Below are 24,651 nucleotides of genomic sequence, written 5' to 3'. Positions count from 1 at the left end.
GTTCACACCATGCCGCGTTGCCCGTCAGGGCGACGCGGCATGGTGCTTTCCGCCCACGCTCGTCCCGCCTTTCACCCCGCCGACGAGCGGATCGACCGCCGCGAACCGCCGGTGCGCAGACCGTCCGGCCGTGCGGGCGACGGTTCCGGCTAACCTGATCACGTGACGCAGTCCCCACAGGATCCAACCGACGAGCCCGACGACGAGTCTTCACGTAAAAAGCGTCGGGAACGCAAGCCCCGATCGTTCTGGCGTGAGCTTCCCATTCTCATTCTGGTAGCGCTGGTACTGAGTTTTCTGCTCCAGACATTCGTCGCCCGGGTGTATCTGATCCCGTCCGAATCGATGGAGCCGACCTTGCACGGCTGCACCGGCTGCACCGGTGACCGCATCGTGGTGGAGAAGATCGGATACCGGTTCGGTGACCCGAAGCCCGGTGACATCGTCGTCTTCCGTGGCCCGGATTCGTGGAACGACGAATTCGTGTCTCAGCGGTCCGACAATTCGGTGATTCGTGGGGCACAGGAAGTCGGCTCGTTGATCGGAGTTGTCGCTCCCGACGAGAACGATCTGGTCAAGCGCGTCATTGCCACCGGCGGTCAAACCGTCGAATGCTGCGACGACCAGGGTCGAGTTCTCGTCGACGGACAGCCGTTGGACGAGCCGTACATTCAGATGGATTTTCCGTTCACCCCGGGGACGATGACGTGTGACACCGAGTTGAAGTCCGGACGATGCTTCGACCCCGTCACCGTGCCGGACGGCAACATCTGGGTCATGGGTGACAACCGGAGCAACTCGCGAGATTCCCGGTACCACGTCACCGACGAGTTCACCGGCACCGTTCCCCTCGACAACGTGATCGGTAAGGCCGTGTTCATCGCGCTGCCGCCGTCACGAACCGGCATCCTGGATTCTCCCGACATCCAGGGTCGATGACGGCAACCCCTCGACGTGCGCCGCGTGCGCGCGCAACACTGACTCGGTCGTCGTGGCCGCCGCGTCCGATCATCCGGCGAGCGGCCGGCTTACGGACGATGGAATCGGCGCTGGAGCGCAGTGGTCTCGGACCCGTCGCGGGAGTCGACGAAGCGGGACGAGGAGCATGCGCCGGTCCGCTGACCGTCGCGGCGTGTGTTCTCGGTGCGCGGGCTCATGCAGCTCTCTCGGACCTGGACGACTCGAAGAAGTTGACCGAGCGACGACGCGAGGAGCTCTTTCCCAAGATCCAGAGGCTGGCACTGGCGTGGAGCGTGGTGTCGATCGATGCGGCCGAGGTCGACCGCATCGGAGTCCACGTGGCGAACATCGAAGGAATGCGACGCGCGGTTGCCGGGCTCGGCATGACCCCGGGCTACGTACTCACCGACGGCTTTCGAGTACCCGGTCTTCCGGTTCCGTCGTTACCGGTGATCGGCGGCGACGCCACCGCGGCGTGCATCGCCGCGGCGAGCGTGCTGGCGAAGGTCTCCCGGGATCGATTGATGGTTCAGCTCGACGAGACGATTCCCGGCTACGGATTCGCCGTGCACAAGGGGTACAGCACGCGCGCGCATTCCGCCGCGATGACGGCACTCGGGCCCAGCAGTGAACATCGAATGTCCTATGCAAATGTCGCAGCGGCGGCCGCGGGGCTCTCTCGTGACGCCGTCGACGCACTGGGGCGAATGGACTGCCGCGACGCAGGTGCGCGATGATTGCTGTTCACGCCCGACTGGAGGATGAAAGAGACCGATGAGTGCCGAAGATCTCGAAAAGTACGAAACCGAGATGGAGCTCTCGCTGTATCGCGAGTACCGGGACATCGTGGGTCAGTTCAACTACGTAGTCGAAACCGAGCGTCGGTTCTATCTGGCGAACTCCGTCGAACTCATTCCGCACAACGCCGACGGTGAAATCTACTTCGAATTGCGAATGTCCGACTCGTGGGTGTGGGACATGTATCGCCCCGCCCGTTTCGTCAAGCATGTCCGGGTGATCACCTTCAAGGACGTCAACATCGAAGAGTTGGACAAACCAGATCTTCGTCTGCCGGAATAGCTCTCCTCGTCCGGTGCGGAGTAGCTGAGGCTCCCGAGCGTCGGACTCGAGTGACCGTGCCACGCCCGGCGTAGGAGCGGAGGGCTGCGAACCGCCTGATTCGATGCGATCGTTGTTGTTCCGGTTGTATTGCCACACGAAAAGCTGGACACCCGGCCAAATCGGTCCGCATGTTCTGTTTTCGTGCTCGATGTCGCGGAAATTCGTTCGCGGTCGAACGGTGCGCGTGGTTGTGCCCGTGAAACCGATTGCGTCACAGCACTATTCGATTTCATCGATTACGCACTCGAAAAGCTGATCAATTTCTGCACCGATATTCGTCGATTCGACACGTTGCGAAACGCCTGCAGTTCTTTGCGTGAATACGAGAATGGGTGGTAGAACTTGAATATCACATCCCCCAGACGTGTAAGAGGTACGAGATGGCACGCAAGACACTTGTGCAGATGATCGACGATGTAGACGGATCGGTCATCAAAGACGGCCAAGGTGAATCCATCGAATTCGGCATCGGTGGAAACCAGTACCGCATCGATTTGAATCTCAAGCATGCCAACGAATTGCACGAACAGTTGGCATTCTGGATCGAGCATGCCGAGAAGATTTCCGGACGCCGCACCCGTAAGGGCGGCGCTGCAGCAGCACCGGTTCGCGGCAAGGTCGATCTGCAGGACATTCGAGCGTGGGCACGCGAGAACGGCCACGAGGTCAGTGCCCGTGGCCGCATCAGCCAGGATGTGCAGGCAGCCTACGAGGCTGCTCACTGACCGTCCTCGCCGAACGAGGCATGAAGTCTCCGCACCACGTTTTTCGTATCGGTACCTTCGTTGTCGGTACCGATACACCGCATCAGCTCCGTCCGAATTCGGACGGAGCTTTTTGCGTATCGGGTCTGCTCTCTCCCGTTGACTCGGACACCCTCGAGCCCTAGCACGGCGGTCCGACACAGCGGACGAATCGCCGCCGGCAATCGAACGGTTCGTCCACAGTCGAGTAGTTGTCCACAGGGCAATCTCCCACCTGCACTTTCTTCGGTTCTCCTCTTTTCGGTCGTGTCACCGTCGAGTCGACCGAATCGGCCGCAATGCACGGTCGGAGAGTGGAGGAACGGCGGACATGGCAACCAACCAGGAACTCGGTGCACGCGGTGAGGAACTCGCGGTGCGCCATCTCGAGGACATCGGCCTGGATGTGATCGAGCGGAACTGGCGGCATCGATCCGGCGAACTCGACATCATCGCGCGCGAAGGCGACACAGTGGTGTTCGTCGAAGTGAAGACTCGATCGGGAATCGGATACGGAACTCCCGCCGAAGCGGTGACGTACACGAAACAGACTCGAATCAGAGGGCTCGCGCTGCGGTGGCTTTCGCTGCAGCAGGGACCGTGGGTGCAGATCAGGTTCGACGTGATCGCAATAGTGGTCGGTCGCAACGTCGAACCGGTCATCACGCACGTTCGGTCCGCATTCTGATGCCGCTCGGACGGGCCCACTCGGTCGCGGTCAACGGGGTCGACGGTGTGCTGGTGGAAATCGAAGCCGATATCGGGCAGGGCCTGCCCGGTACGCATCTGGTCGGGTTGCCCGACACTGCTCTCAACGAATCGCGCGATCGGGTCAAAGCAGCGGTGAAGAATTCGGGTGGCACGTGGCCGGACAGCCGGGTGATTCTCGCGCTCTCGCCCGCGACTCTGCCGAAGGGCGGATCGGTGTACGACCTTGCACTCGCATTGTCGGTTCTCGATGCCGCGAAGGCGATTCCGCGCGGATGCCTGTCCGACACCGTGTTTCTGGGTGAGTTGGCACTCGACGGCAGGCTGCGTGCAGTTCGTGGGGTCCTGCCCGGGGTGCTCGCGGTCAAGAGTGCGGGCTGGCAGCGGGTGATCGTTCCGCTGCAGTGTCTGCCCGAAGCGGGCTTGGTGGACGGAATCGAGGTGCTGGGTGCGGGTTCGCTCGGGGACGTGGTGGCCTGGCTTCGTGGTGAGCAGGCCCTCGAATCACCCATCCCGACCGAGTGGCACGAGGAGATCTACCCGGACCTCAGTGATGTCGCCGGGCAAGCAGATGCGCGATGGGCCCTGGAGGTCGCCGCCGCAGGCGCACATCACATCATGCTGACCGGGCCACCGGGAATCGGAAAAACGATGCTCGCGCAACGTCTTCCGGGGATTCTTCCGCCGCTGACCGAATCGGAAGCGCTCGAAGTGACAGCCATCCACTCGGTGGCGGGCCTGTTGACCACGGCGCGGCCGCTCATCACGTCACCGCCTTTCATCGCGCCGCACCATTCGACCTCGGTGAGCGCATTGGTCGGGGGCGGAACCGGAATGGCCAAACCGGGAGCGGTCAGCCGCGCACACCGCGGAGTCCTGTTTCTGGACGAATGCGCCGAGATGAGCGTTCGGGTGCTCGAGGCACTGCGTACTCCGTTGGAGGACGGCGAGATTCGTATTGCTCGTCGCGACGGTGTGGCCAGGTATCCGGCCAGATTTCAGTTGGTTCTCGCAGCCAATCCGTGCCCGTGTGCGCCGGCGCGGCAGGTCGACTGCGTCTGCCCGCCCACAGCGCGACGCAAGTATCTCGGCAAGCTGTCCGGGCCGTTGCTGGACCGCGTCGATTTGCGCATTCAGATGATGGGTGTCGCGACAGGCGCATTGGTGGACGAGGTCGGTGAGGGCACGAGCGAGATTCGCGCGCGTGTGACCGGGGCCAGGGACGCCGCTGCGCAGCGGTGGCGGGAGTTCGGTTGGAGGACCAATGCGGAGGTTCCAGGACCCGCTCTGCGTCAACGATTTCGATTGGCGCGCTCGACGCTCGCTCCGGTCGAGCGCGCATTGCGCAACGGATCGCTCACCGCACGCGGTGCAGACCGCGCCATTCGGGTGGCGTGGACGCTGAACGATCTCGCCGGCGGCTCGGTCCCCGGTGCCGACGAGGTCGGAGCCGCGTTGGACTTCCGGGACAGGGGAGTGGCATGACGGACGACTCGCGCCGACTCGCCTGGGCGTATCTGTCTCGCGTGGCGCAGGGCCCGCACCGACCGGTGGTCGATCATGCCGCAGCTCACGGTCCCGAATCGACGGCAGAAGCAGTGCGGGCCGGCGGGTTGGGGGAGCGACTTGCGGTTCGCGCCCACATCGACACCGCGGCAGCAGACCTCGATCACATCGCTGCGCTCGGAGGCCGATTGATCACGCCGGACGACGACGAGTGGCCGGCATGGCGTTTCCTCGGATTCGACGGCCCTGGTATGACGGCAGGGGTGGACACCTGTCCACCGATTGCGTTGTGGGCGCTGGGAACTCGGCCCGTGGCAACGATCACCGAGCGGTCGGTGTCCATTGTCGGGACACGCGCGTCGAGTCCGTACGGTGATCATGTGACGGCGGAGATATCCGCCGATCTGGCGCTCGACGGCTGGACCGTCATCTCGGGAGCGGCGTTCGGCATCGATGCCGCGGCACATCGAGCGGCTCTCGGAGTCGAGGGGACGACGATGGCGGTACTCGCCTGTGGCGTCGATCGTGCGTATCCAGCGGGCCATTCGCGGCTGCTGCGGCAGATCGCGGCTCACGGCCTGGTTCTGAGTGAATACGCGCCGGGCACGACCCCGGCGAAGCATCGTTTCCTCGCTCGCAACAGGCTCGTCGCGGCACTCGGATCGGCTGTGGTGGTCGTCGAGGCCGGGTGGCGCAGCGGTGCTCGCAACACGGCGGCCTGGGCAGCGAAACTGGGTCGGCCGGTGCTGGCGGTCCCGGGACCGGTCACGTCGCCCACGTCCACGGGCTGTCACCGCATGATCCGGGACGGCGAGGCCGTGCTGGTGTCGAGCTCTCACGACGTGGTCGCCGAGGCAGGCGCTCTCGGGTCCCCGGAGGAATCTCGGCCCGACCTCTTTCGCGAGACCGATGCGCTCTCGGACACCGCCCTGTTGATCTACGACGCGTTACCGGCAACCGGATCACTGTCGAGTCGAGAGTTGTCCGAGCACTCCGGTGTGCCGCTGAGCAAGGTGCGCGCATCCCTACCGGTACTGGAGATGGACGGATTCGTGGCCAGCGACGAGACCGGATGGTTCCGCGTGGTGCGTGGATGAGCGCACCACGACCCCGAGCCCGAACGGTAGGGTGTTAGGTAATGCTTAGTCGATGCATCGGGTATCGGCGTCGTTCGCTCGAAGAGGGGTCCGAAGTGCCACGTAAGAAAACCACCCTGTCCGTCCTGCGCACCGAAGCGCTCACTCCGCACATGCACCGGGTGTATCTGGGTGGGGCCAACTTCGACGACTTCGATGCGATCGACGAGACCGACGCCTACGTCAAGTTGTTCTTCGGGACCGATGACGAACCGATCATGCGCACGTACACCGTTCGCTCGGTCGACACCGGCGCGCGGGAGATCGCCATCGACTTCGTGGTGCACGGCGACGAGGGAGTCGCGGGGCCGTGGGCCACCCGGGCGAAGCCGGGGGACGAGATGTCGTTCTTCGGCCCGTCCGGTGGGTACGCCCCGCGCCCCGACGCGGACTGGCACCTGTTCGCCGGCGACGAATCGGCGATTCCGGCGATCGCTGCTGCCGTCGAGGCGCTCCCGGAAGACGCCGTCGCCAAGGTTTTCATCGAAGTTGCCGACCGGCACGACGAGATCTATATGGAGACGCTCGCCGTCGTCGATGTGACCTGGGTTCACCGGGGTGCGTCCTCGAACGAGGTCGGAGACGACCGGGCCGGAGACAACGCGCCCCTGATCGCAGCGGTGAAGGAAACGGAATGGCTGCCGGGGCAAGCTCAGGTCTTCGTGCACGGAGAAGCGCAGGCCGTCATGCACAACATCCGGCCCTACATCCGTAAGGAGCGCGGGGTCGGCGCCGAGTGGGCCTCGATCTCGGGCTACTGGCGCCGCGGCCGAACAGAGGAGACGTTCCGGGTGTGGAAGCGCGAACTCGCACAGGCCGAATCCGGAGTCGACGCCTGATCCGGCGACAACCCGTGCCGGACGGCGTGTCCGGTTGTCGCGCGGCCTGCCAGCGCCCAAGCTGAGCCGATGACCGATTCGCTGCCGCCTCACCTCGACATTCACGTCGAGGAGTTCGCCGAGCACCTGCGACTCGGTCGAGAGCGATCCGAGCACACCATCCGGGCCTATGTCTCCGATGCTCGTTCGTTGCTCGCTCACTTCGCGGAGTCCTCGCCGAATGCGACGATCGCCGACCTCGACCTCCGCGCGGTCCGTTCGTGGTTGGCCACGCACTCGGCCGCCGGGTCGGCCAGAACGTCGATGGCGAGGCGAACCTCGTCGGCGAGGACCTTCGGGAAGTGGCTCGAACGGGTGGGAGCGGTGGCGGCGGCACCGGCGGAACGCCTGGCCGGACCGGCAGGCCACCGCACGTTGCCCGGTGTTCTTCGCCACAGCCAGGCGGCGGACGCATTGGCCGCTGCCGAATCGGGTGCCGCCGAGCTCGACCCCATCGCGCTGCGGGACAGGCTCATCGTCGAGCTGCTGTACGCAACCGGCGTGCGCGTCGGGGAGCTGTGCGGACTCGATGTCGACGACGTGGACACCGAGCGTCGCCTGATCCGCGTGATCGGCAAAGGCAACAAGGAACGCTCGGCTCCCTACGGTGCGCCGGCCGCGCATGCGCTAGAGAACTGGCTGGTCAGCGGCAGGCCCGAACTGGCCTGCAATCGATCCGGTGCGGCATTGCTGTTGGGACGTCGAGGTGGACGGCTCGATCAACGGCAGGCCCGAACGGCGGTACATGCAGTACTGGACACCGTCCCCGGTGGTCCCAGTCTCGGCCCGCACGGCCTGCGTCACACAGCGGCAACTCACCTGCTCGAAGGAGGAGCCGATCTGAGGGTGGTGCAGGAGCTGCTCGGTCACGCCTCGCTGGCGACCACTCAGATCTACACACACGTGTCGGTCGAACGGCTGAGGGCCGTGCACGATCAGGCTCATCCCCGAGCGTGAGCCGAGCGTCGACGGCACAACGTTTGGTAGCGTCGTGACCGACTGACTACACCGAATACGGGGGACCGTGGACCGCGACCGACCGCAAGGTACTTCGGAGACGTGGTCCATGCATGTCCGTAACGGCTCTGCCGCCGACCATCAGAATCCCCCTGCTCGGTCGGACAGCGCACGCGACAACGGCAGCGGGCCCGTATCGTCGGATTCGATGTCCACTCCCCGCTCGACGCCTCGGCAGCCGCCGCCCTGGCAGACACCCGACTCGGGCGACCGCCGGCCCCTGCCGCCGCGATACAACCCGCCGGTGCCGCTCGAGCCCGGGCCACCGGCCGTGCAGCCGGACCGGTACCTGCCGGTGCCGCCGCACACCGAGGATCCTCGAACGCAGCCCGATCGATGGTCACCGCAACCGTGGTCGGGGGCACCCAACGCGTATCGACCCAACAGTCAGGATCTGGGCGCGGATTCGTTGCTCAAGCGCCCCAAGCGAGCGTCGAACTCGGGCTGGCGGCGAGGTGTGCACCGGCTCACCGGCGGCGTCATCAACCCCGGCGAATCGACGGCGGAAGAGCGGTACCGAAACCAGGTCGAACGCATTCGGCAGCCGGTGCTCGGCGACTACCGGATCGCGTTCCTGTCACTCAAGGGTGGCGTCGGCAAGACGACGACCACTCTCGGTCTCGGGTCGACTTTCGCGTCGCTGCGCGGAGATTGCGTCATCGCCGTGGACGCGAACCCCGACTTCGGCACCCTGGGGGAGCGAGTTCCGCGTCAGACGTCGTCGACCGTGCGTGATCTGCTGGCCGCCGCACCGCACATTCGTCGCTACTCCGACATCCGCGAGCACACCTCGCAGGCACCGAGTCGACTCGAAGTGTTGGCCGGCGAGCGCGACCCGGCCGCGTCGGAGATGTTCGGCGAGGAGGACTACCGAGCCGTCATCGACATGCTGCAGGTGTACTACAACCTGATCCTGACCGATTGCGGTACCGGGATCATGCACTCGGCGATGAACGGGGTGCTGCAACTGGCGAATGCGCTGGTTCTGGTCAGCTCGCCCGCGGTCGACGGTGCGCGCAGTGCTGCAGCGACCCTGGACTGGCTGGAGCTGCACGGCTACGGCCATCTGGTGGAGCGGACCGTGGTGGTGATCAGCTCGGTTCGCCCGGGTTCGTCGGCGGTGGACATGAACTTGCTGCAACAGCACTTCCTCGAGCGCTGCCGCGCCGTCCTGGTGGTTCCGTTCGACGAGCACCTCGCCGAGGGTGCCGTGGTCGATCTCGACCAGTTGCGTCCCCAGACTCGAAGCGCGTTCGTCGAACTCGCCGCCATGGTGGCCGACGACTTTCCCGCGGCGTCCGGCAGGCACTCCGGCCCACAGCGCTGACGATCATCTGCCCTCGTCGTCGAGGGGTTTCAACCTGATCGGACTCGCGCGCACCAACGCCGTGGGATCGAGATAGTCGCGACCACGTCTGATGCCCCAGTGAAGGCACGTCGACGAGCAGCTCTCGTGCCCCGATGCCAACGAACCCAGCACGGCCCCTCGCCGGACGCGCGCGCCGGGGGTGACCGAGGCCAGCACCGGTTCGTACGTCGATCTCAGTCCGCCCGGATGATCCACCGATACGACGGGCTTGCCCGCGACCGACCCGGCGAACACCACGGTGCCGACGGCGACGGCCAGTACCGACTGGCCTTCCTCCGCGGCGAGGTCGACACCACGGTGGCCCGGCAGCCAATTCTGCTCGGGACGGTCGAACGGGGTGACGACCTGCGGCTTTGGAGCCAGCGGCCAGGCGAATGCGCCTGTCTGCGCCGCTGCGACCGGCGTCGAGAGCGCTACTGCGGTCGCGAGGCACACCGCGAGTGCGCGGCGCGGGAGAGAGATGTTCACCCGTCGACCATCTCCCGGATCCGAGCGACCGAACGAACCCGGAGGTGATTTGTGGACAAGGAATTTCTTTGTCCACAGGCCTCGGAAACTCTTGACAGTCGGGCCTGGTTATGACGGGGGCGGTGGCAGGTCTACACTCGTCACTTGCGGCCTGTGCGTGCACGGGTCGACTTCGCGCGTCCGTTTCCATCGCATCGTCTGCTTCGAGCAGAATCACCGATACGAGAACCGGTTGTCGGCGGTCCTGAGATCTTCGTGGTGTCAGGTCCGGCAACTTCAGCGGCCGCCAGGGCAGAGGTCACCGACACTCTGCGTCAACCGCACCATCGAAAGAGAGTTCTTCAGCCATGGCTGTAGTAACAATGAAGCAGCTGCTCGACAGCGGCACACACTTCGGACACCAGACCCGTCGCTGGAACCCGAAGATGAAGCGATTCATCTTCACCGACCGCAACGGCATCTACATCATCGACTTGCAGCAGACTCTGACCTTCATCGACAAGGCCTACGAGTTCGTCAAGGAGACCGTCGCTCACAACGGCACGGTTCTGTTCGTCGGTACCAAGAAGCAGGCGCAGGAGTCCATCGCCGCTGAAGCAACTCGCGTGGGTATGCCCTACGTGAACCAGCGCTGGCTCGGTGGCATGCTCACCAACTTCCAGACGGTCCACAAGCGTCTGCTCCGCCTCAAGGAGCTCGAGGCAATGGAGCAGACCGGTGGCTTCGAGGGTCGCACCAAGAAGGAAATCCTCATGCTCACGCGTGAGATGACCAAGCTCGACCGCACCCTCGGTGGCATCCGGGACATGTCCAAGGTTCCGTCGGCCATCTGGATCGTCGACACCAACAAGGAGCATCTCGCGGTTGCCGAGGCGCGCAAGTTGAACATCCCGGTCATCGCGATCCTCGACACCAACTGCGATCCCGACGTGGTCGACTACCCGATCCCGGGTAACGACGACGCGATCCGTTCCGCTGCGCTGCTGACCAAGGTCGTCGCATCCGCAGTTGCCGAGGGCGTGCAGGCGCGAGCAGGTCAGAACACTGCATCCGACGCCAAGCCCGAGGTCGCCGCAGGCGAGCCCCTCGCCGAGTGGGAGCTCGAGCAGCTCGCTCAGGCTTCACCGGCAGCCGATGCCCCCGCAGCGGACGCTCCGGCAACAGAGGCTCCCGCAGCCGATGCCCCGGCAGCAGAAGAAGCACCGGCAGCAGAAGAAGCACCGGCCGCTCAGGCTTGATCGAATTCGGTCCCGGTTCACCCTCAGGGGTGGGCCGGGGCCGCTTCGGTATGTCAGGGTTGTGGTCGGTACGGCTCCGTAGTGAGCCCGTCGATCACGGCCCGAGAACAGCATTTTTCGTCAACGCCCGTACCCAGACTTTGAGGAGGCTCGCCCACGATGGCGAACTACACTGCCGCCGACGTCAAGCGGCTCCGTGAGCTCACCGGCTCCGGAATGATGGACTGCAAGAACGCGCTCGCCGAGAACGACGGCGACTACGACAAGGCCGTCGAGTACCTGCGTATCAAGGGTGCCAAGGACGTCGGCAAGCGCGCCGAGCGCAACACCGCCGAAGGCCTCGTCGTCGCCGAGGGTGGAGTGCTCGTGGAGATCAACTCCGAGACCGACTTCGTGGCCAAGAACGACGAGTTCCAGACGTTCGCCGCGTCCGTTGCGGCGACGGCTGCAGCAGGCAAGCCGGCCGATGTCGATGCCCTCAAGGCGCTCGACCTGAACGGCAAGACTGTCGAAACGGCTCTGAACGAGCTGTCGGCGAAGATCGGCGAGAAGCTCGAGCTGCGTCGCGTCGTGTCCTACGACGGCAACACCGCGACGTACCTGCACAAGCGCAGCGCGGACCTGCCGCCTGCTGTCGGCGTGCTGGTCGAGTACACCGGTGACGGCGATGCCGCCGGCGACGCTGCGCGCGCTGCCGCGATGCAGATCGCGGCCCTCAAGGCCAAGTACGTCACGCGCGACGAGGTCCCCGAGGATCTGGTTGCCGCCGAGCGTCGTATCGCCGAGGAGACCGCTCGCGAAGAAGGCAAGCCGGAGCAGGCTCTGCCGAAGATCGTCGAAGGTCGCGTCAACGGATTCTTCAAGGACGTCGTTCTCACCGAACAGAAGTCGGTGCAGGACGGCAACAAGACCGTGAAGGCCATTCTCGACGAGGCAGGCGTGACCATCACCCGCTTCTCACGGTTCGAGGTCGGTGCCAGCTAGTCTGCACACCGGTTCGGTCGAGGCGATGCCGTTCATTCGATTCCATCGAGTGGGCGGCATCGCTCGTGCGCAGGGCAGGTGGGTGTGCATGTCGGAGCCCTGTCCACCACCCGGGCTTCGATAGGGCAGGATGATCCAAGAGGAAACCGTAGTGTTCGACGAGTACCGAGGAGAGCTATGACCGATCCGGCCCCTGACCGTCCCGGGTTCCGACGCGTGATGCTCAAACTGGGTGGGGAGATGTTCGGAGGCGGCCAGGTCGGTCTCGATCCGGATGTCGTGAACAACGTTGCCGAGCAGATTGCCGAGGTGGTGGCCACCGGAGTGCAGGTCGCCGTGGTGATCGGCGGTGGCAATTTCTTCCGTGGTGCGGAACTGCAGCAGCGCGGCATGGACAGGTCTCGCTCGGACTACATGGGCATGCTCGGTACCGTCATGAATTGCCTTGCGCTGCAGGATTTCCTGGAGAAGCAGGGAGTGGCAACCAGGGTACAGACGGCAATCACCATGGGTCAGGTCGCCGAGCCGTACCTTCCGCTCCGCGCGCGACGGCACCTGGAGAAGGGTCGCGTCGTGATCTTCGGAGCAGGCATGGGCATGCCGTACTTCTCCACCGACACCACCGCTGCGCAACGCGCGCTGGAAATCGGTGCCGAGGTGTTGTTGATGGCCAAGGCAGTCGACGGCGTGTATTCGGCCGATCCGCGCCTCGACCCCGATGCGACGATGTTCGACACCATCACGCACCGCGAGGCCATCGAACAGGGACTCAAGGTTGCCGACGCGACGGCCTTCAGCCTGTGCATGGACAATCAGATGCCGATGCTGGTGTTCAATTTGCTGATTCAGGGAAATATTGCTCGCGCTGTGTCCGGTGAGAAGATCGGCACGCTGGTCACGTCGTGATCGTTGCCGACGGTGACGTGAGCGAATCGAAGACGAAGACGATGGAGGACAGATCGTGATTGACGAAGCTCTCTTCGACGCCGAAGAGAAGATGGAAAAGGCCGTATCGGTTGCACGTGACGATCTGTCCTCGATTCGCACCGGACGTGCCAACCCCGGAATGTTCTCCCGCATCGTCATCGAGTACTACGGTGCTCCGACGCCGATCACTCAGTTGGCCAGCATCAGCGTCCCCGAAGCGCGCCTCGTGGTCATCAAGCCGTACGAGTCCAGTCAGCTCGGACCCATCGAAACCGCGATTCGCAACTCCGACCTCGGTGTCAATCCCACCAACGACGGCAACCTCATTCGAATCGGAGTTCCGCAGCTCACCGAGGAACGTCGCCGCGAGTTCGTCAAGCAGGCCAAGGGCAAGGGCGAGGACGCGAAGGTGTCGATTCGCAACGTTCGCCGAAAGACGATGGAAGAGCTCAAGCGAATCCAGAAGGACGGCGAAGCAGGCGAGGACGAGGTCGTCCGCGCCGAGAACGATCTGGACAAGACCACTGCGAAGTACACCGCCTCCGTGGACGATCTCGTCAAGCGCAAAGAGGGCGAGCTGATGGAGGTCTGACTCGACCTCGACAGCTGCTTTTCACGACGGACGACGATGAATTTCGAGGAGATGACGACAGTGGTGGGACCGGATCGGCAGGAGGGCAGCGGTACGCCCGCTGCCTCGTCCGGGGTCGCCGCAGCGAAGTCGACGGGCAAGGCAGGCCGGAATCTGCCCGCCGCGATCGGAGTCGGCGGGTCGTTGGGAATCGGCCTGATTCTCGTCCTCGTCTTCGTCCCGCTGGTGTGGATCGGGGTGGTGGCCGTCGCGTTGGCCGTCGCAACCTACGAGGTGTCGAAGCGCCTTCGTGAGGGCGGCGTTCTCGTGCCCCGCATTCCTCTCATCATCGGCGGTCAGGCGATGATCTGGCTCGGCTGGCCGTTCGGGGCAGTCGGTGTACTCAGCGCAGCGGTCGGCACCATCGTGGTCTGCATGGTGTGGCTGCTGCTGCGGCAGGGATTCGGAACCGCTCCGAAGAATTACCTCGAAGAACTCTCCGTCACCGTCCTGGTGGCATGTTGGCTGCCTCTGCTGGCCTCGTTCACCGTGCTGATGGTGCTGCAGGACAACGGCGCAGGCCGCATCCTGGTGTTCGTCATCGGCGTCGTGTGTTCGGACATCGGCGGCTACATCGCGGGTGTGTTGTTCGGAAAGCACCCGATGGCACCGGCCATCAGCCCGAAGAAGTCCTGGGAGGGGCTCGTCGGGTCGCTCATCTTCTGCATCATCGGATGTCTACTGACCGTCACGCTCATCCTCGAGGCCAACTCGATGATCGGCATCCTTCTCGGTGTCGTCCTGGTGGTGACCGGCACGTTGGGCGATCTGATCGAATCGCAGGTCAAGCGTGATCTTCGCATCAAGGACATGGGCACCCTGTTGCCCGGCCACGGCGGCATCATGGACAGGCTCGATTCGCTGTTGCCCTCGGCTTTCGTGGCATGGCTCGTCTTCACCGTGCTTCTCTGAGCAGACTGCTCTCGGGCGTGCGCAGTGATCTCACCGGGGTGATCCCCAGCCCGAACATCTGGAACTGGCCGCACCTGTACGAGGCGGAGAACCGCGCTCAGGACGTCGACGGTGCTCTGTTCGATTCGATCCGGTCGGTGGCGGACTGGACAGCGAAGACGGTCGTCGACGTCGGCTGCGGAAGCGGCTTTCATCTTCCGATGTTCGCGTCCGATGCCGAACGGGTACTGGGCATCGAGCCGCACGAACCACTCGCCGCCGCGGCGAGAAAGCGTGTCGCGGACCTGCCGAACGTCGAGGTGAGGACCGCGCAGGCGGATTCCCTCCCGATCGGCGACGGCACCGTGGACGTCGTCCATGCGCGCACCGCGTACTTCTTCGGACCGGGCTGCGGGCCGGGAATCGTCGACGCCATGCGAGTGCTCGTGCCGGGAGGAGCGTTGGTCGTCGTGGATCTGGACGCGACCGCCTCGCCGTACGGAGATTGGATGCGGGCGGATCTACCGCACTACGACCCGTCGACGGTCGAGGCGTTCTTCGAGGCACAGGGTTTTGCGCTCACCCGCGTCGACACGAGGTGGTCGTTTCCGAATCGACGCATACTGCGCGATGTGCTGGGAATCGAGTTCGGACCACGCGTTGCGCGCGACGCCATGAAGTCGGTGGACGGTGTCTCGTTCGACGTCCGGTATCGAGTTCACGTTCGATACAAGCCGACCGGAATCGAGCTGCGCTAGCGAGCCGGTGGGACTCGGGAGACGCACCTCGACTGCGGGGACGTCAGGAGGCGGCGGAAATCCCGAAGATCTCGGCCAGCTCGTTGATCTTGAGTGCCTTCGCCAGGCGAGGCAGGTCGCTTCCGTCCTTGACGTGCGCTCCGTCGGCACCGAGGGCATCGATGACGTCACGAGCCCACGACACATCTGTGGGCGACGGGGCGAGCTCGCGGTTGACGATGGCAGCCTGCTCCGAATGCATGCACAACTTGCCCGTCATGCCCATCGACAGGGTCAGGGCGGCATCGCGTCCGAGGATGCTGTCGTTGGCCGTCAGCGTCGGCCCGTCGATCGGTCCTGGAATGCGCGCCGCGCGTGAGGAGACGACGAGGCGCGAACGGGGGTAGGCCATCGCCAGCGGATCGTCACTCATGCCCGTGTCGCGGCGGAAGTCGCCGCTGCCGAAGGCGAGACGGAACGTCGAATCTGCGCGAGCGATCTCGGTTGCGGCTTCGAGTCCCATCGCCGACTCCACCAGTGCCAGGATCGGGGTGCCGGGTGCCAGGCGAGCAGCCGTGGCTTCGACCTGGCCGCCGCTCTCGGTCTTGGCGAGCATGACGCCGACCAGTCCGGGCAGACCGGACAATGCGGCGAGGTCATCGGCCCAGTAAGGGGTCGTTGCATCGTTGATGCGGACCCACGCCGAGTTACCTTCGCCGAGCCACCGCACGACCGCTTCGCGCGCGGCCGGCTTCTTGGCCGGAGCGACTGCGTCTTCGATGTCGAGGATGACGGCGTCGACTCCCGACGCAACGGCATCGCCGAAGGTTTCGGGCTTGGTGGCCGGAACCAGCAGCCAGGACCGGGCGCGGTCGGGGGCAACGCCGGATGCCACGGGCGTCTCCATGAAAGTTGTCACGTCATGCTCCTCGAGTGAAGTGGGGCACCTCCAGCCTGATCGATTCAGTCGCTGCGCGCCACCTTCTGTACATAGTGTTCACGATTCGTGTCGCTACTTCTTCTTCGCTGCGCGTCGGACCTGAAGGATTCGGGCTCCGCCGACCATCGCCATCACCAGTGCGCCCGCGATTGCGGCCAGCAGCATGCTGATGCCCAGTGGCAGATCGAGTTGCCAGACGAAGATCTGAACGGTGACGGAGTCGAGATTCTGCACGATGAACACGAGCAGAATCACCAGAACCAGGGCCCCGACCACCAGGCCGGTCCACAGCGCAGCGGTGCGGGTGTGGGCGATGTCGGACGAACTGCTCGCCTGGGGCTCCGGGACGAACTCGGGATCCGGCGCGGAATGACCGTCCGAATCCGGAGTCGTGATCGGAGCGAGGTCACCCGAGGCGCTGTGGTCGCCGGGGTGAACCGCCTTGGATGTGTCCAGCGGTGTCTCGTGGCTGTCGTCTGCTCTGGTGGCCATGTCGATGATCCTTTCGCACGTGAAGGCCGAATGCACGTGCATTCGGCCACGACCTCGATACCCATCGGGTAACGGACGGAAACAGACGCGAATAGGACTGCGAGGCGATCGGGTGGACAATGGAGGTATGAGTGAGGCCGCCGACGCAACGAACACTTCGACCGAGCAGACGAGGCCGAATCTCCCCCTGGTCTTCACCGACCGACGTCGCGGCATGCCGTCACGCCACCTCGCCGATCTCGACAGAGAAGGATTGCGCGAGGCCGTGAAGGCACTCGGTCTACCTGCGTTCCGCGCCGATCAATTGGCTCGGCACTATTACGGCCGCCTCGAAGCAGACACCACCAAGATGACCGATCTTCCCGCCGAGGCGCGCGAGAAGGTGGGAGCCGACCTCTTTCCGACCTTGCTCACGGCGATCAAACATCTGGCGTGCGACGACGGTGATACCCGCAAGACCCTGTGGAAAGCCAACGACGGAACTCTGCTCGAGAGCGTCCTGATGCGCTACCCGGACCGCGCGACGCTGTGCATCTCGAGCCAGGCCGGTTGCGGGATGGCCTGCCCGTTCTGTGCCACCGGTCAGGCCGGCCTGACCCGGAACCTGTCGACGGCCGAGATCGTGGATCAGGTGCGTTCGGCGGCTGCGGACATGCGCGACGGCGTGGTTCCCGGCGGTGAGGGTCGTCTGTCGAACGTGGTGTTCATGGGGATGGGCGAGCCGCTGGCCAACTACAAGCGGGTCGTCTCCGCAGTGCGCAAGATCGTTTCGCCTGCGCCCGACGGGCTCGGCCTGTCGCAGCGTTCGGTGACGGTGTCGACGGTCGGTCTGGCACCGGCCATCCGCAAGCTGGCCGACGAGGGATTGTCGGTGACGCTGGCGGTGTCGTTGCACACGCCCGACGACGAACTCCGCGACACGTTGGTTCCCGTCAACAACCGTTGGTCGGTTGCCGAGGTGCTGTCCGCAGCGCGGTACTACGCCGACCAGACCGGTCGTCGGGTCTCGATCGAGTACGCGATGATCCGAGACGTCAACGATCAGCCGTGGCGAGCCGACATGCTGGGCAAGAAGCTGCACAAGGCGCTCGGCTCGCGGGTCCACGTGAACCTGATTCCACTCAATCCGACTCCGGGCAGCGAGTGGGACGCCAGCCCGAAGCCGGTGGAGCGAGAATTCGTTCGACGGGTGATCGCGCAGGGGGTCTCGTGCACCGTCCGCGACACCCGCGGTCAGGAAATCGCCGCGGCGTGCGGTCAGCTGGCAGCCGAGAACTGAATCGGTTGCTAGCGGGGCTTGCGGCGGACGATCACGTCTCGCACGACGAGGCCGACCAGCGTCACCGCGAATCCGATCAACCACAGATCCTCGACCTTGCCGGTGTGGTTGCCGATCATCATGAACAGCAGGAACGCGGCGACGACGAGGGCGGCCACCCGCATCGCGCGGTTCGATTCACCACTCCAACCCCACTCGGCGGACGGCACGTCCGGCACCTCGTTGCGGGTATCGACGACCGGGTCGTACGAAGCGGATTCCAGTTCGGTATTTGCCACCGGTCGGTCCTCTCGGGTGATGAATTCTCGAAGTCGTCCTTCACGAGGCGTCGAGCCTGCCGCGTTCGGACAATATTGGCATACGACCGCCCGTCGTAGCCATCAGGGTTGGGTGCTCACCCGGCGCGACTGCCGACTTCGGTGAGAGACTGCGGCGGTGACGTCCGAGCGCCTTCCGCATCCGCTGACCCAGTTTCCGCTTAGCTACCCCCGAGACATGGTGGGGTACGGCCGCACGCCGCCGCACGCGCAGTGGCCGGGTGAGGCCAACATCGCGGTCCAGTTCGTCCTCAACTACGAGGAGGGTGCGGAGAACAACGTCCTCGACGGTGACACCAAATCCGAGACGTTCCTGTCGGAAATGATCGGGGCACAAGCCTTTCCGAACCGTCACATGAGCATGGAGTCGCTGTACGAGTACGGCTCGAGGGCCGGCGTGTGGCGGGTGCTGCGGGCGTTCGAGAAGCGAGACCTACCCCTGACGGTGTTCGCCGTGGCGAAGGCCATGGAACGAAACCCGGAAGTGGTTGCCGCACTGGCGGAATTGGGACACGAGATCGCCTGTCACGGACTGCGGTGGCTGTCCTATCAACAGATCGACGAGAACGTCGAGCGCGAGCACATGGCCGAGGCCGTCGCCATCCTTCAGGGCCTCACCGGCTCGGCCCCGCTCGGGTGGTACACCGGACGTGACTCTCCGAACACCCGGTCGCTCGTCGTCGAGCACGGCGGATTCGTGTACGACTCGGATTCCTACGCCGACGATCTGCCTTACTGGGAGAAGGTCACTCGTGGCTCAGAGGTGGTCGATCATCTGGTGGTGCCCTACACCCTCGACACCAACGACATGAGATTCGCCTCGCCGGGCGGTTTCTCGACCGGGGACGAGTTCTACGCGCATCTGCGGGACGCGTTCGACGTGCTCTACGCCGAGGGGGAGAACGGCAGCCCCAAGATGCTCTCGGTCGGACTGCACTGCAGGCTGGTCGGCAGGCCGGCTCGCATCGCCGCCCTCGAGCGTTTTCTCGATCACGTTCAGTCTCACGACAAGGTGTGGGTCGCAAAACGAATCGACATCGCCGAGCACTGGCGCGCGGTGCACCCACCGGTCTCCTGATCGGGGGGAGTTCTCGATCAGCGCGGCGACCGGCACGCTGTCGCCAACGCAGTCAGATATCGGTCGGTGAACAGGGCCTGGACACGCTTGCCCACCGGACCGCCGAGCCTGGTGTACCAGCGGCCAGGGTTCGAGAACGCGGTGATGTGCGCGGAGACGGTTCCGTCCTCGGGGGAGTAGTCGACGTGGAACAGTTCCTCGCCGGATTCGGGATGGCCGTCGAGCGTGCCGTAGGCGAAGCCCTGTCGGTTGGCCTCGTCGATGACGTAGACGACCCGGCACGGGATACGGATGGGTCCGAGCGTGAGAACCACCACGGCGTCGGGGACGGCGTGGTCGTCGCTGGAGTGGACCTTCAGCCCGGTGCCGCGATGCATGTCCCAGCGCATCAGCGCGTCGGCTGCAGCCACGAAGTCCTCGACTCCGGATCCGATGACCCGCGACTTCTCGACGTGGTGGTAACCGGCCGGGAGCCTGCCGCTCGTTGCCCCCACATCGGCGTAGTTGAACGATTCCGCGCGATACTTCGAGACGTCCATGGCCTCCAGCGTGCCAGCTACGGCGGCGCATAGGGGTTTCTCAGGCTCGGTAGGCAACAATGGACCGGTGCCAGACCACCGCGTGCGAACGACCACCTCCGATCGCCCCGAGCCGATTCGCGTGTTGCTGTTGGGCAGCACCGGCTCGATCGGAACCCAAGCGCTCGACGTCATCGCCGCCGACCCGGATCGCTTCGTCGTCGTCGGTCTTGCGGCGGGCGGCGGAAACCTCGACCTGCTTCGCCGTCAGATCGCCGAGACCGGTGTTCGGCGGGTCGCCGTGGCCGACCCCGCCGCTGCCGCCGAGCTCGACTTCCCCGGGGTTCTCAGCGGGCCCCGTGCGGTGACCGAGCTCGTCGAGTCGACGCAGGCCGACGTGGTGCTCAACGCGCTGGTGGGTTCGCTCGGTCTCGAACCGACGTTGGCGGCGCTGAAGACCGGTGCCCGGCTGGCGTTGGCCAACAAGGAATCGCTGGTTGCCGGCGGCGAACTCGTGCTCGCCGCCGCCGCCCCGGGACAGATCGTTCCGGTGGACTCGGAGCATTCGGCGCTGGCGCAGTGCCTGCGCAGTGGCCACCGAAGCGAGGTGGATCGACTGATCCTCACCGCATCGGGTGGACCGTTCCGGGGCTGGAGCGAAGCGGAACTGAAGTCGGTCACCCCTGCTCAGGCCGCGGCCCATCCCACCTGGTCGATGGGTCCGATGAACACGTTGAACTCGGCAACCCTGGTCAACAAGGGCCTCGAGCTGATCGAAGCGCACCTGCTGTTCGGGGTGCCCTACGAGAAGATCGACGTCACCGTGCATCGGCAGTCCATCGTCCATTCGATGGTCACGTTCGTGGACGGATCCACCATTGCGCAGGCCAGCCCGCCGGATATGAAGCTGCCGATCGGGTTGGCGCTCGGGTGGCCGGATCGAGTGCCGGACGTCGCGCGTGCGCTCGATTTCACAGCAGCGTTCTCCTGGGACTTCGAGCCACTCGACGATCGAGTGTTCCCTGCCGTGCAGCTGGCCCGCGAGGCCGGAATCATGGGTGGGTGCATGACGGCGGTGTACAACGCGTCCAACGAGATCGCCGCCGACGCGTTCCTGGCCGGCCGCATCGAATTTCCCGAGATCGTGCGCACGGTGCGTGCGGTTCTGAGCGACGGCGGCGGGGACTGGTCGGCGGTGCCGACTACCGTGGACGACGTCCTCGCGGCGGATTCCTGGGCTCGCGCACATGCGCGTGAGCTCCTGAAACAGAAGGGCCTTTAGACTCACATGCTGTTCGCTCTGGGTGTGGTGCTGTTCGCCGTCGGCATCGGTGTGTCGATCGCACTGCACGAGGCGGGACACATGTGGACCGCGAAAGCGCTCGGCATGAAGGTCCGCCGGTATTACATCGGTTTCGGCCCCAAGATCTTCTCTTTCAGGCGAGGCGAGACCGAATACGGACTCAAGGCGATCCCGGCCGGCGGATTCTGCGACATCGCCGGAATGACGGCGATCGACGAACTCGCTCCCGACGAGGTCGAGCGGGCGATGTACCGCCAGAAGACGTGGAAGCGCATCGTCGTCATGGTCGGCGGTATCGCGATGAACTTCGTACTGGGAATCGTGCTGATCTACGCACTCGTACTCGGGTGGGGCACGCCCGATCGGGTGACGCCCACGACGACGGTTCAAGGCGTCGTCTGTGTCAGTCCGACACAGACCGAGGACGGTGAACTCGCGCCGTGTTCGGGAGACGGTCCGGCTGCTGCATCCGGACTGCGAACGGGCGACATCATCACTGCAGTGAACGGTGAGCCGACCGAGGTCTGGTCCGAGGTCGTTCTCGCCATCCGGGACTCGACCGGGTCGGTCGAGCTGACGGTCGATCGCGACGGTGCTTCGCAGACTCTCAGTGTTCCGATCCTCCAGGTTCAGCGATACATCATCGATCCTGACACCGGAGCGACAGAATCGACGACGGTCGGGGCAGTGGGTATCACCGGCGGTCCTCCGCCGAACATCAGGTACAACCCGATCGAGGCGGTGCCCGAGACGTTCGTCTTCACCGGCGACATCTTCGTGGAGACCGGCAAGGCGCTCGTGCAGTTGCCGACCAAGGTGCAGGCGCTGTGGGAGTCGATCTTCGGTGGTGAGCGCGGCCTCGATACGCCGATGAGTGTGGTCGGAGCCAGTGTCATCGGCGGCCAGGCCGCGGAGAACGACAACTGGCCGACGTTCATCGGTCTGCTCGCGTCGTTGAACTTCTTCCTCGGCGCGTTCAACCTCGTGCCGTTGCTGCCGCTCGACGGCGGCCACATCGCGGTGACCATCTACGAGCGCATCCGCAATCTGTTCCGCAACCGCCGGGGTCTGCCCGACGGTGCGCCGGTGGATTACATGAAACTGATGCCCGTCACCTACGTGGTCATCGTCGTTTTCATCGGGTTCTCCTTGTTGACGCTCACGGCGGACATCGTCAACCCGATTCAATTGTTCTAAGTAGACTCGTCAGTCGTAGCTAGGAAAGAAGGCCACTCGTGACCGTGTCAGTCGGATTGGGAATGCCAGCACCGCCGGTGCCCGTACTCGCGCCTCGCCGTAAGACGCGGCAACTGCAGGTCGGATCGGTGGGAGTGGGCAGCGACAGCCCCATCTCGGTGCAGTCGATGTGCACCACCAAAACCCATGACATCAATGCCACGCTGCAGCAGATCGCAGAGCTGACGGCGTCGGGCTGCGACATCGTGCGTGTGGCATGCCCCACACAGGACGACGCGGATGCGCTGTCGATCATCGCCAGGAAGAGCCAGATCCCGGTGATTGCAGACATTCACTTCCAGCCCAAGTACATCTTCGCCGCGATCGACGCAGGCTGCGCTGCGGTGCGCGTCAACCCGGGCAACATCAAGGAATTCGACGGACGCGTCAAGGAGGTCGCCAAGGCGGCCGGCGACGCGAACATTCCGATCCGCATCGGCGTCAACGCCGGATCGCTCGACCCTCGCCTGATGAAGAAGTACGGCAAGGCGACGCCGGAGGCGCTCGTCGAGTCCGCGCTGTGGGAGGCGGGTCTGTTCGAGGAACACGGATTCGGTGACATCAAGATCTCCGTCAAGCACAACGACCCGGTCGTCATGGTCGCCGCCTACGAGCAGCTGGCCGCGCAGTGCGACTACCCGTTGCACCTCGGCGTCACAGAGGCAGGCCCCGCCTTCCAGGGCACCATCAAGTCCTCGGTGGCGTTCGGTGCCTTGCTGTCCAGGGGAATCGGCGACACCATCCGCGTCTCCCTGTCGGCGCCGCCCGCCGAGGAGATCAAGGTGGGCAACCAGATTCTGCAGTCGCTCAATCTGCGTCCCCGCAAGCTGGAAATCGTCTCCTGCCCGTCGTGTGGGCGTGCGCAGGTCGACGTCTACACCCTTGCCGACGAGGTAACCGCAGGCCTGGAAGGCATGGAGATTCCGCTTCGCGTCGCCGTCATGGGCTGCGTCGTCAACGGTCCGGGAGAAGCGCGCGATGCCGACCTCGGCGTGGCGTCGGGCAACGGCAAGGGCCAGATCTTCGTCAAGGGCAAGGTCATCAAGACCGTGCCCGAGGCACAGATCGTAGAGACCTTGATCGAGGAAGCAATGCGCATCGCCGAGGAATACGACAAGGATGAGACTGCAGACGGTGGCGCACCGGTCGTGACCGTCAGCTGAGCAGGTTCGACCGATTCGGTGTCCGGTTTGCCGCTCTGCCACCGGCGGAACAGGTTCTCTGGAATGATTCGGTACACGCTCGGTCGGTGTGTATGCGGTAGGTGGGTCAGGAGGTCGGTAGGTGCTCAAGCTCCTCGGTGCGAAGCCTCTCGGTAATCGGGACGTTGCGCATGTTCTGCGGGTGCTCGACGCCGACCCGGTTGCTACCTGCATGGTCGCCGCCCGGGTGCAGGAATCCGGACTGGATCCGAGGTCGTTCCACGGGGAGATGTGGAGCCGGGGCGGACCGGACGAGTCGTTGTGTTTCTACGGTGCCAACCTCGTTCCGCTGCTCGGATCGAGTGACGATCTGCGGTCGTTCGCCGATCGTGCGTGCCGCGGCCCACGGCTGTGTTCGTCGCTGGTCGGTCGAGCCGAACTGACATTGCCGCTGTGGGAGATGCTCGAGACCGACTGGGGGCCCGCCCGCGAGGTTCGCGGTGAGCAGCCGCTGCTGGCCACGTCGGTTCGATCGTCCATCACGCCCGATCCGCACGTACGCCTCGTTCGGCCCGAGGAACTGGACGTGTATCTGACTGCGGCAGTGGCGATGTTCATCGAGGAGGTCGGAGTCGACCCGAGACAGAACGACGGCGGCCGCGGATACCGGCGACGGATCTCGAGTCTGATTGCCGCGCAGCGTGCGTGGGCTAGATTCGAGGACGGTCGGGTGGTGTTCAAGGCCGAGATCGGATCGCAGTCGGCGACCGTGGGGCAGATCCAGGGAGTATGGGTTCATCCCGATCGGCGCGGGCACGGTCTCGGTGCGTCCGGTACCGCGGCGGTGGTGAACTCGGTGGTCCGCCAGAGCCGCACAGCCAGCCTGTACGTCAACAGTTTTAACTACGTCGCTCGGCGCGCATACGCGAAGATCGGCCTGACCCAGGTGGCGACCTTCACGACGGTGCTCCTCGACTAGCTCGAGCGTCGCTCGATCGGGTTGCGGCGAACCGCGATTCGTTGCGGCAGCC

27 protein-coding genes are annotated in these 24,651 nt (G+C 64.7%); 22 read left to right on the top strand and 5 right to left on the bottom strand.

Annotation, left to right across the window (positions count from 1 at the left end; genetic code table 11):
* The first annotated feature begins 162 nt into the window (after window positions 1–162).
* The 10 genes from lepB to AB0366_RS12415 all read left to right on the top strand — a co-directional run bounded on the left by lepB (window position 163) and on the right by AB0366_RS12415 (window position 9,397).
* The gene (lepB, locus tag AB0366_RS12460) at window positions 163–939 is read left to right on the top strand and encodes a signal peptidase I (protein WP_366244185.1); all 777 of its coding nucleotides are present in this window, start codon (window positions 163–165) and stop codon (window positions 937–939) included.
* On the top strand, window positions 936–1,697 hold the full coding sequence (locus AB0366_RS12455) for a ribonuclease HII (protein ID WP_366244184.1): 762 nt from the start codon (window positions 936–938) through the stop codon (window positions 1,695–1,697). Before lepB ends, AB0366_RS12455 begins: the two co-directional genes overlap by 4 nt.
* A 37-nt stretch (window positions 1,698–1,734) precedes the next feature.
* On the top strand, window positions 1,735–2,040 hold the full coding sequence (locus AB0366_RS12450; RefSeq protein ID WP_008717288.1) for a DUF2469 domain-containing protein: 306 nt from the start codon (window positions 1,735–1,737) through the stop codon (window positions 2,038–2,040).
* 422 nt (window positions 2,041–2,462) lie between these two features.
* Window positions 2,463–2,807: an Lsr2 family protein gene (locus tag AB0366_RS12445; protein ID WP_037189646.1), complete on the top strand. Its 345-nt coding sequence runs from the start codon at window positions 2,463–2,465 to the stop codon at window positions 2,805–2,807.
* Between the two features lie 349 nt (window positions 2,808–3,156).
* Window positions 3,157–3,513 (top strand): YraN family protein, encoded by a 357-nt coding sequence (locus tag AB0366_RS12440; protein ID WP_121870146.1) that lies wholly within the window; start codon window positions 3,157–3,159, stop codon window positions 3,511–3,513.
* A complete protein-coding gene (locus AB0366_RS12435; RefSeq protein WP_121870145.1) occupies window positions 3,513–5,018 on the top strand; it encodes a YifB family Mg chelatase-like AAA ATPase in 1,506 nt (501 codons plus the stop codon). The genes AB0366_RS12440 and AB0366_RS12435 overlap by 1 nt, the downstream gene beginning before the upstream one ends.
* Complete coding sequence (dprA, locus tag AB0366_RS12430) at window positions 5,015–6,136, top strand: DNA-processing protein DprA (RefSeq protein ID WP_121870144.1); 1,122 nt, start codon at window positions 5,015–5,017, stop codon at window positions 6,134–6,136. The genes AB0366_RS12435 and dprA overlap by 4 nt, the downstream gene beginning before the upstream one ends.
* Before the next feature lie 95 nt (window positions 6,137–6,231).
* Window positions 6,232–7,014: a siderophore-interacting protein gene (locus AB0366_RS12425; protein ID WP_121870143.1), complete on the top strand. Its 783-nt coding sequence runs from the start codon at window positions 6,232–6,234 to the stop codon at window positions 7,012–7,014.
* Window positions 7,015–7,083: 69 nt separating this feature from the next.
* Entirely contained in the window at window positions 7,084–8,010 is a 927-nt protein-coding gene (locus AB0366_RS12420; protein WP_366244183.1) for a tyrosine recombinase XerC, read from the top strand.
* A 208-nt stretch (window positions 8,011–8,218) separates the two neighbouring features.
* Window positions 8,219–9,397: a MinD/ParA family protein gene (locus tag AB0366_RS12415; RefSeq protein ID WP_366244182.1), complete on the top strand. Its 1,179-nt coding sequence runs from the start codon at window positions 8,219–8,221 to the stop codon at window positions 9,395–9,397.
* Between the two features lie 3 nt (window positions 9,398–9,400).
* Here AB0366_RS12415 and AB0366_RS12410 read toward each other — a convergent pair whose 3' ends face one another.
* Window positions 9,401–9,874 (bottom strand): peptidoglycan DD-metalloendopeptidase family protein, encoded by a 474-nt coding sequence (locus AB0366_RS12410; RefSeq protein ID WP_366244427.1) that lies wholly within the window; start codon window positions 9,872–9,874, stop codon window positions 9,401–9,403.
* Window positions 9,875–10,254: 380 nt separating this feature from the next.
* Here AB0366_RS12410 and rpsB point away from each other — a divergent pair, with 380 nt between their 5' ends.
* The 6 genes from rpsB to AB0366_RS12380 all read left to right on the top strand — a co-directional run bounded on the left by rpsB (window position 10,255) and on the right by AB0366_RS12380 (window position 15,336).
* A complete protein-coding gene (rpsB, locus tag AB0366_RS12405) occupies window positions 10,255–11,145 on the top strand; it encodes a 30S ribosomal protein S2 (protein WP_366244181.1) in 891 nt (296 codons plus the stop codon).
* Window positions 11,146–11,304: 159 nt separating this feature from the next.
* Window positions 11,305–12,129, top strand: coding sequence for a translation elongation factor Ts (gene tsf / locus AB0366_RS12400; protein WP_037189637.1), 825 nt, complete (start codon window positions 11,305–11,307; stop codon window positions 12,127–12,129).
* Window positions 12,130–12,306: 177 nt separating this feature from the next.
* Entirely contained in the window at window positions 12,307–13,035 is a 729-nt protein-coding gene (gene pyrH / locus AB0366_RS12395) for a UMP kinase (RefSeq protein ID WP_032397808.1), read from the top strand.
* Between the two features lie 55 nt (window positions 13,036–13,090).
* Entirely contained in the window at window positions 13,091–13,648 is a 558-nt protein-coding gene (gene frr, locus AB0366_RS12390) for a ribosome recycling factor (protein ID WP_121870139.1), read from the top strand.
* Window positions 13,649–13,684: 36 nt separating this feature from the next.
* Entirely contained in the window at window positions 13,685–14,599 is a 915-nt protein-coding gene (locus AB0366_RS12385) for a phosphatidate cytidylyltransferase (protein ID WP_121870138.1), read from the top strand.
* A 38-nt stretch (window positions 14,600–14,637) separates the two neighbouring features.
* Entirely contained in the window at window positions 14,638–15,336 is a 699-nt protein-coding gene (locus AB0366_RS12380) for a class I SAM-dependent methyltransferase (RefSeq protein ID WP_366244426.1), read from the top strand.
* A 43-nt stretch (window positions 15,337–15,379) separates the two neighbouring features.
* Here the strand turns inward: AB0366_RS12380 and AB0366_RS12375 are convergent, their stop codons facing one another.
* A complete protein-coding gene (locus AB0366_RS12375; RefSeq protein WP_170946041.1) occupies window positions 15,380–16,234 on the bottom strand; it encodes a CoA ester lyase in 855 nt (284 codons plus the stop codon).
* A gap of 93 nt (window positions 16,235–16,327) precedes the next feature.
* Complete coding sequence (locus AB0366_RS12370) at window positions 16,328–16,747, bottom strand: lipopolysaccharide assembly protein LapA domain-containing protein (protein ID WP_366244179.1); 420 nt, start codon at window positions 16,745–16,747, stop codon at window positions 16,328–16,330.
* Window positions 16,748–16,874: 127 nt separating this feature from the next.
* Here AB0366_RS12370 and rlmN point away from each other — a divergent pair, with 127 nt between their 5' ends.
* Window positions 16,875–18,026: a 23S rRNA (adenine(2503)-C(2))-methyltransferase RlmN gene (gene rlmN, locus AB0366_RS12365; RefSeq protein ID WP_121870135.1), complete on the top strand. Its 1,152-nt coding sequence runs from the start codon at window positions 16,875–16,877 to the stop codon at window positions 18,024–18,026.
* 8 nt (window positions 18,027–18,034) lie between these two features.
* Here the strand turns inward: rlmN and AB0366_RS12360 are convergent, their stop codons facing one another.
* Window positions 18,035–18,304, bottom strand: a complete 270-nt coding sequence (locus tag AB0366_RS12360) for a DUF2631 domain-containing protein (protein WP_121870134.1) — start codon at window positions 18,302–18,304, stop codon at window positions 18,035–18,037.
* Between the two features lie 217 nt (window positions 18,305–18,521).
* Here AB0366_RS12360 and puuE point away from each other — a divergent pair, with 217 nt between their 5' ends.
* Window positions 18,522–19,421 (top strand): allantoinase PuuE, encoded by a 900-nt coding sequence (gene puuE, locus AB0366_RS12355; protein WP_366244425.1) that lies wholly within the window; start codon window positions 18,522–18,524, stop codon window positions 19,419–19,421.
* Between the two features lie 17 nt (window positions 19,422–19,438).
* Here the strand turns inward: puuE and AB0366_RS12350 are convergent, their stop codons facing one another.
* Entirely contained in the window at window positions 19,439–19,960 is a 522-nt protein-coding gene (locus tag AB0366_RS12350; RefSeq protein ID WP_366244178.1) for a DUF1990 domain-containing protein, read from the bottom strand.
* A 67-nt stretch (window positions 19,961–20,027) separates the two neighbouring features.
* Between AB0366_RS12350 and dxr the strand changes: the two genes are divergently transcribed.
* The 4 genes from dxr to AB0366_RS12330 all read left to right on the top strand — a co-directional run bounded on the left by dxr (window position 20,028) and on the right by AB0366_RS12330 (window position 24,599).
* Window positions 20,028–21,221, top strand: a complete 1,194-nt coding sequence (gene dxr, locus AB0366_RS12345) for a 1-deoxy-D-xylulose-5-phosphate reductoisomerase (RefSeq protein ID WP_366244177.1) — start codon at window positions 20,028–20,030, stop codon at window positions 21,219–21,221.
* A gap of 6 nt (window positions 21,222–21,227) precedes the next feature.
* Complete coding sequence (locus AB0366_RS12340) at window positions 21,228–22,439, top strand: RIP metalloprotease (RefSeq protein WP_121870132.1); 1,212 nt, start codon at window positions 21,228–21,230, stop codon at window positions 22,437–22,439.
* 38 nt (window positions 22,440–22,477) lie between these two features.
* Entirely contained in the window at window positions 22,478–23,641 is a 1,164-nt protein-coding gene (gene ispG, locus AB0366_RS12335) for a flavodoxin-dependent (E)-4-hydroxy-3-methylbut-2-enyl-diphosphate synthase (protein WP_179273381.1), read from the top strand.
* 121 nt (window positions 23,642–23,762) lie between these two features.
* Window positions 23,763–24,599 (top strand): GNAT family N-acetyltransferase, encoded by an 837-nt coding sequence (locus AB0366_RS12330; RefSeq protein WP_366244176.1) that lies wholly within the window; start codon window positions 23,763–23,765, stop codon window positions 24,597–24,599.
* Window positions 24,600–24,651 lie beyond the last annotated feature (52 nt).

This window comes from Rhodococcus sp. NPDC076796, from assembly GCF_040702765.1.
Taxonomy (GTDB): domain Bacteria; phylum Actinomycetota; class Actinomycetes; order Mycobacteriales; family Mycobacteriaceae; genus Rhodococcoides.
The sequence above is the reverse complement of the archived record's forward strand: the minus strand, read 5'-3'. Positions and strand labels throughout refer to the sequence as shown.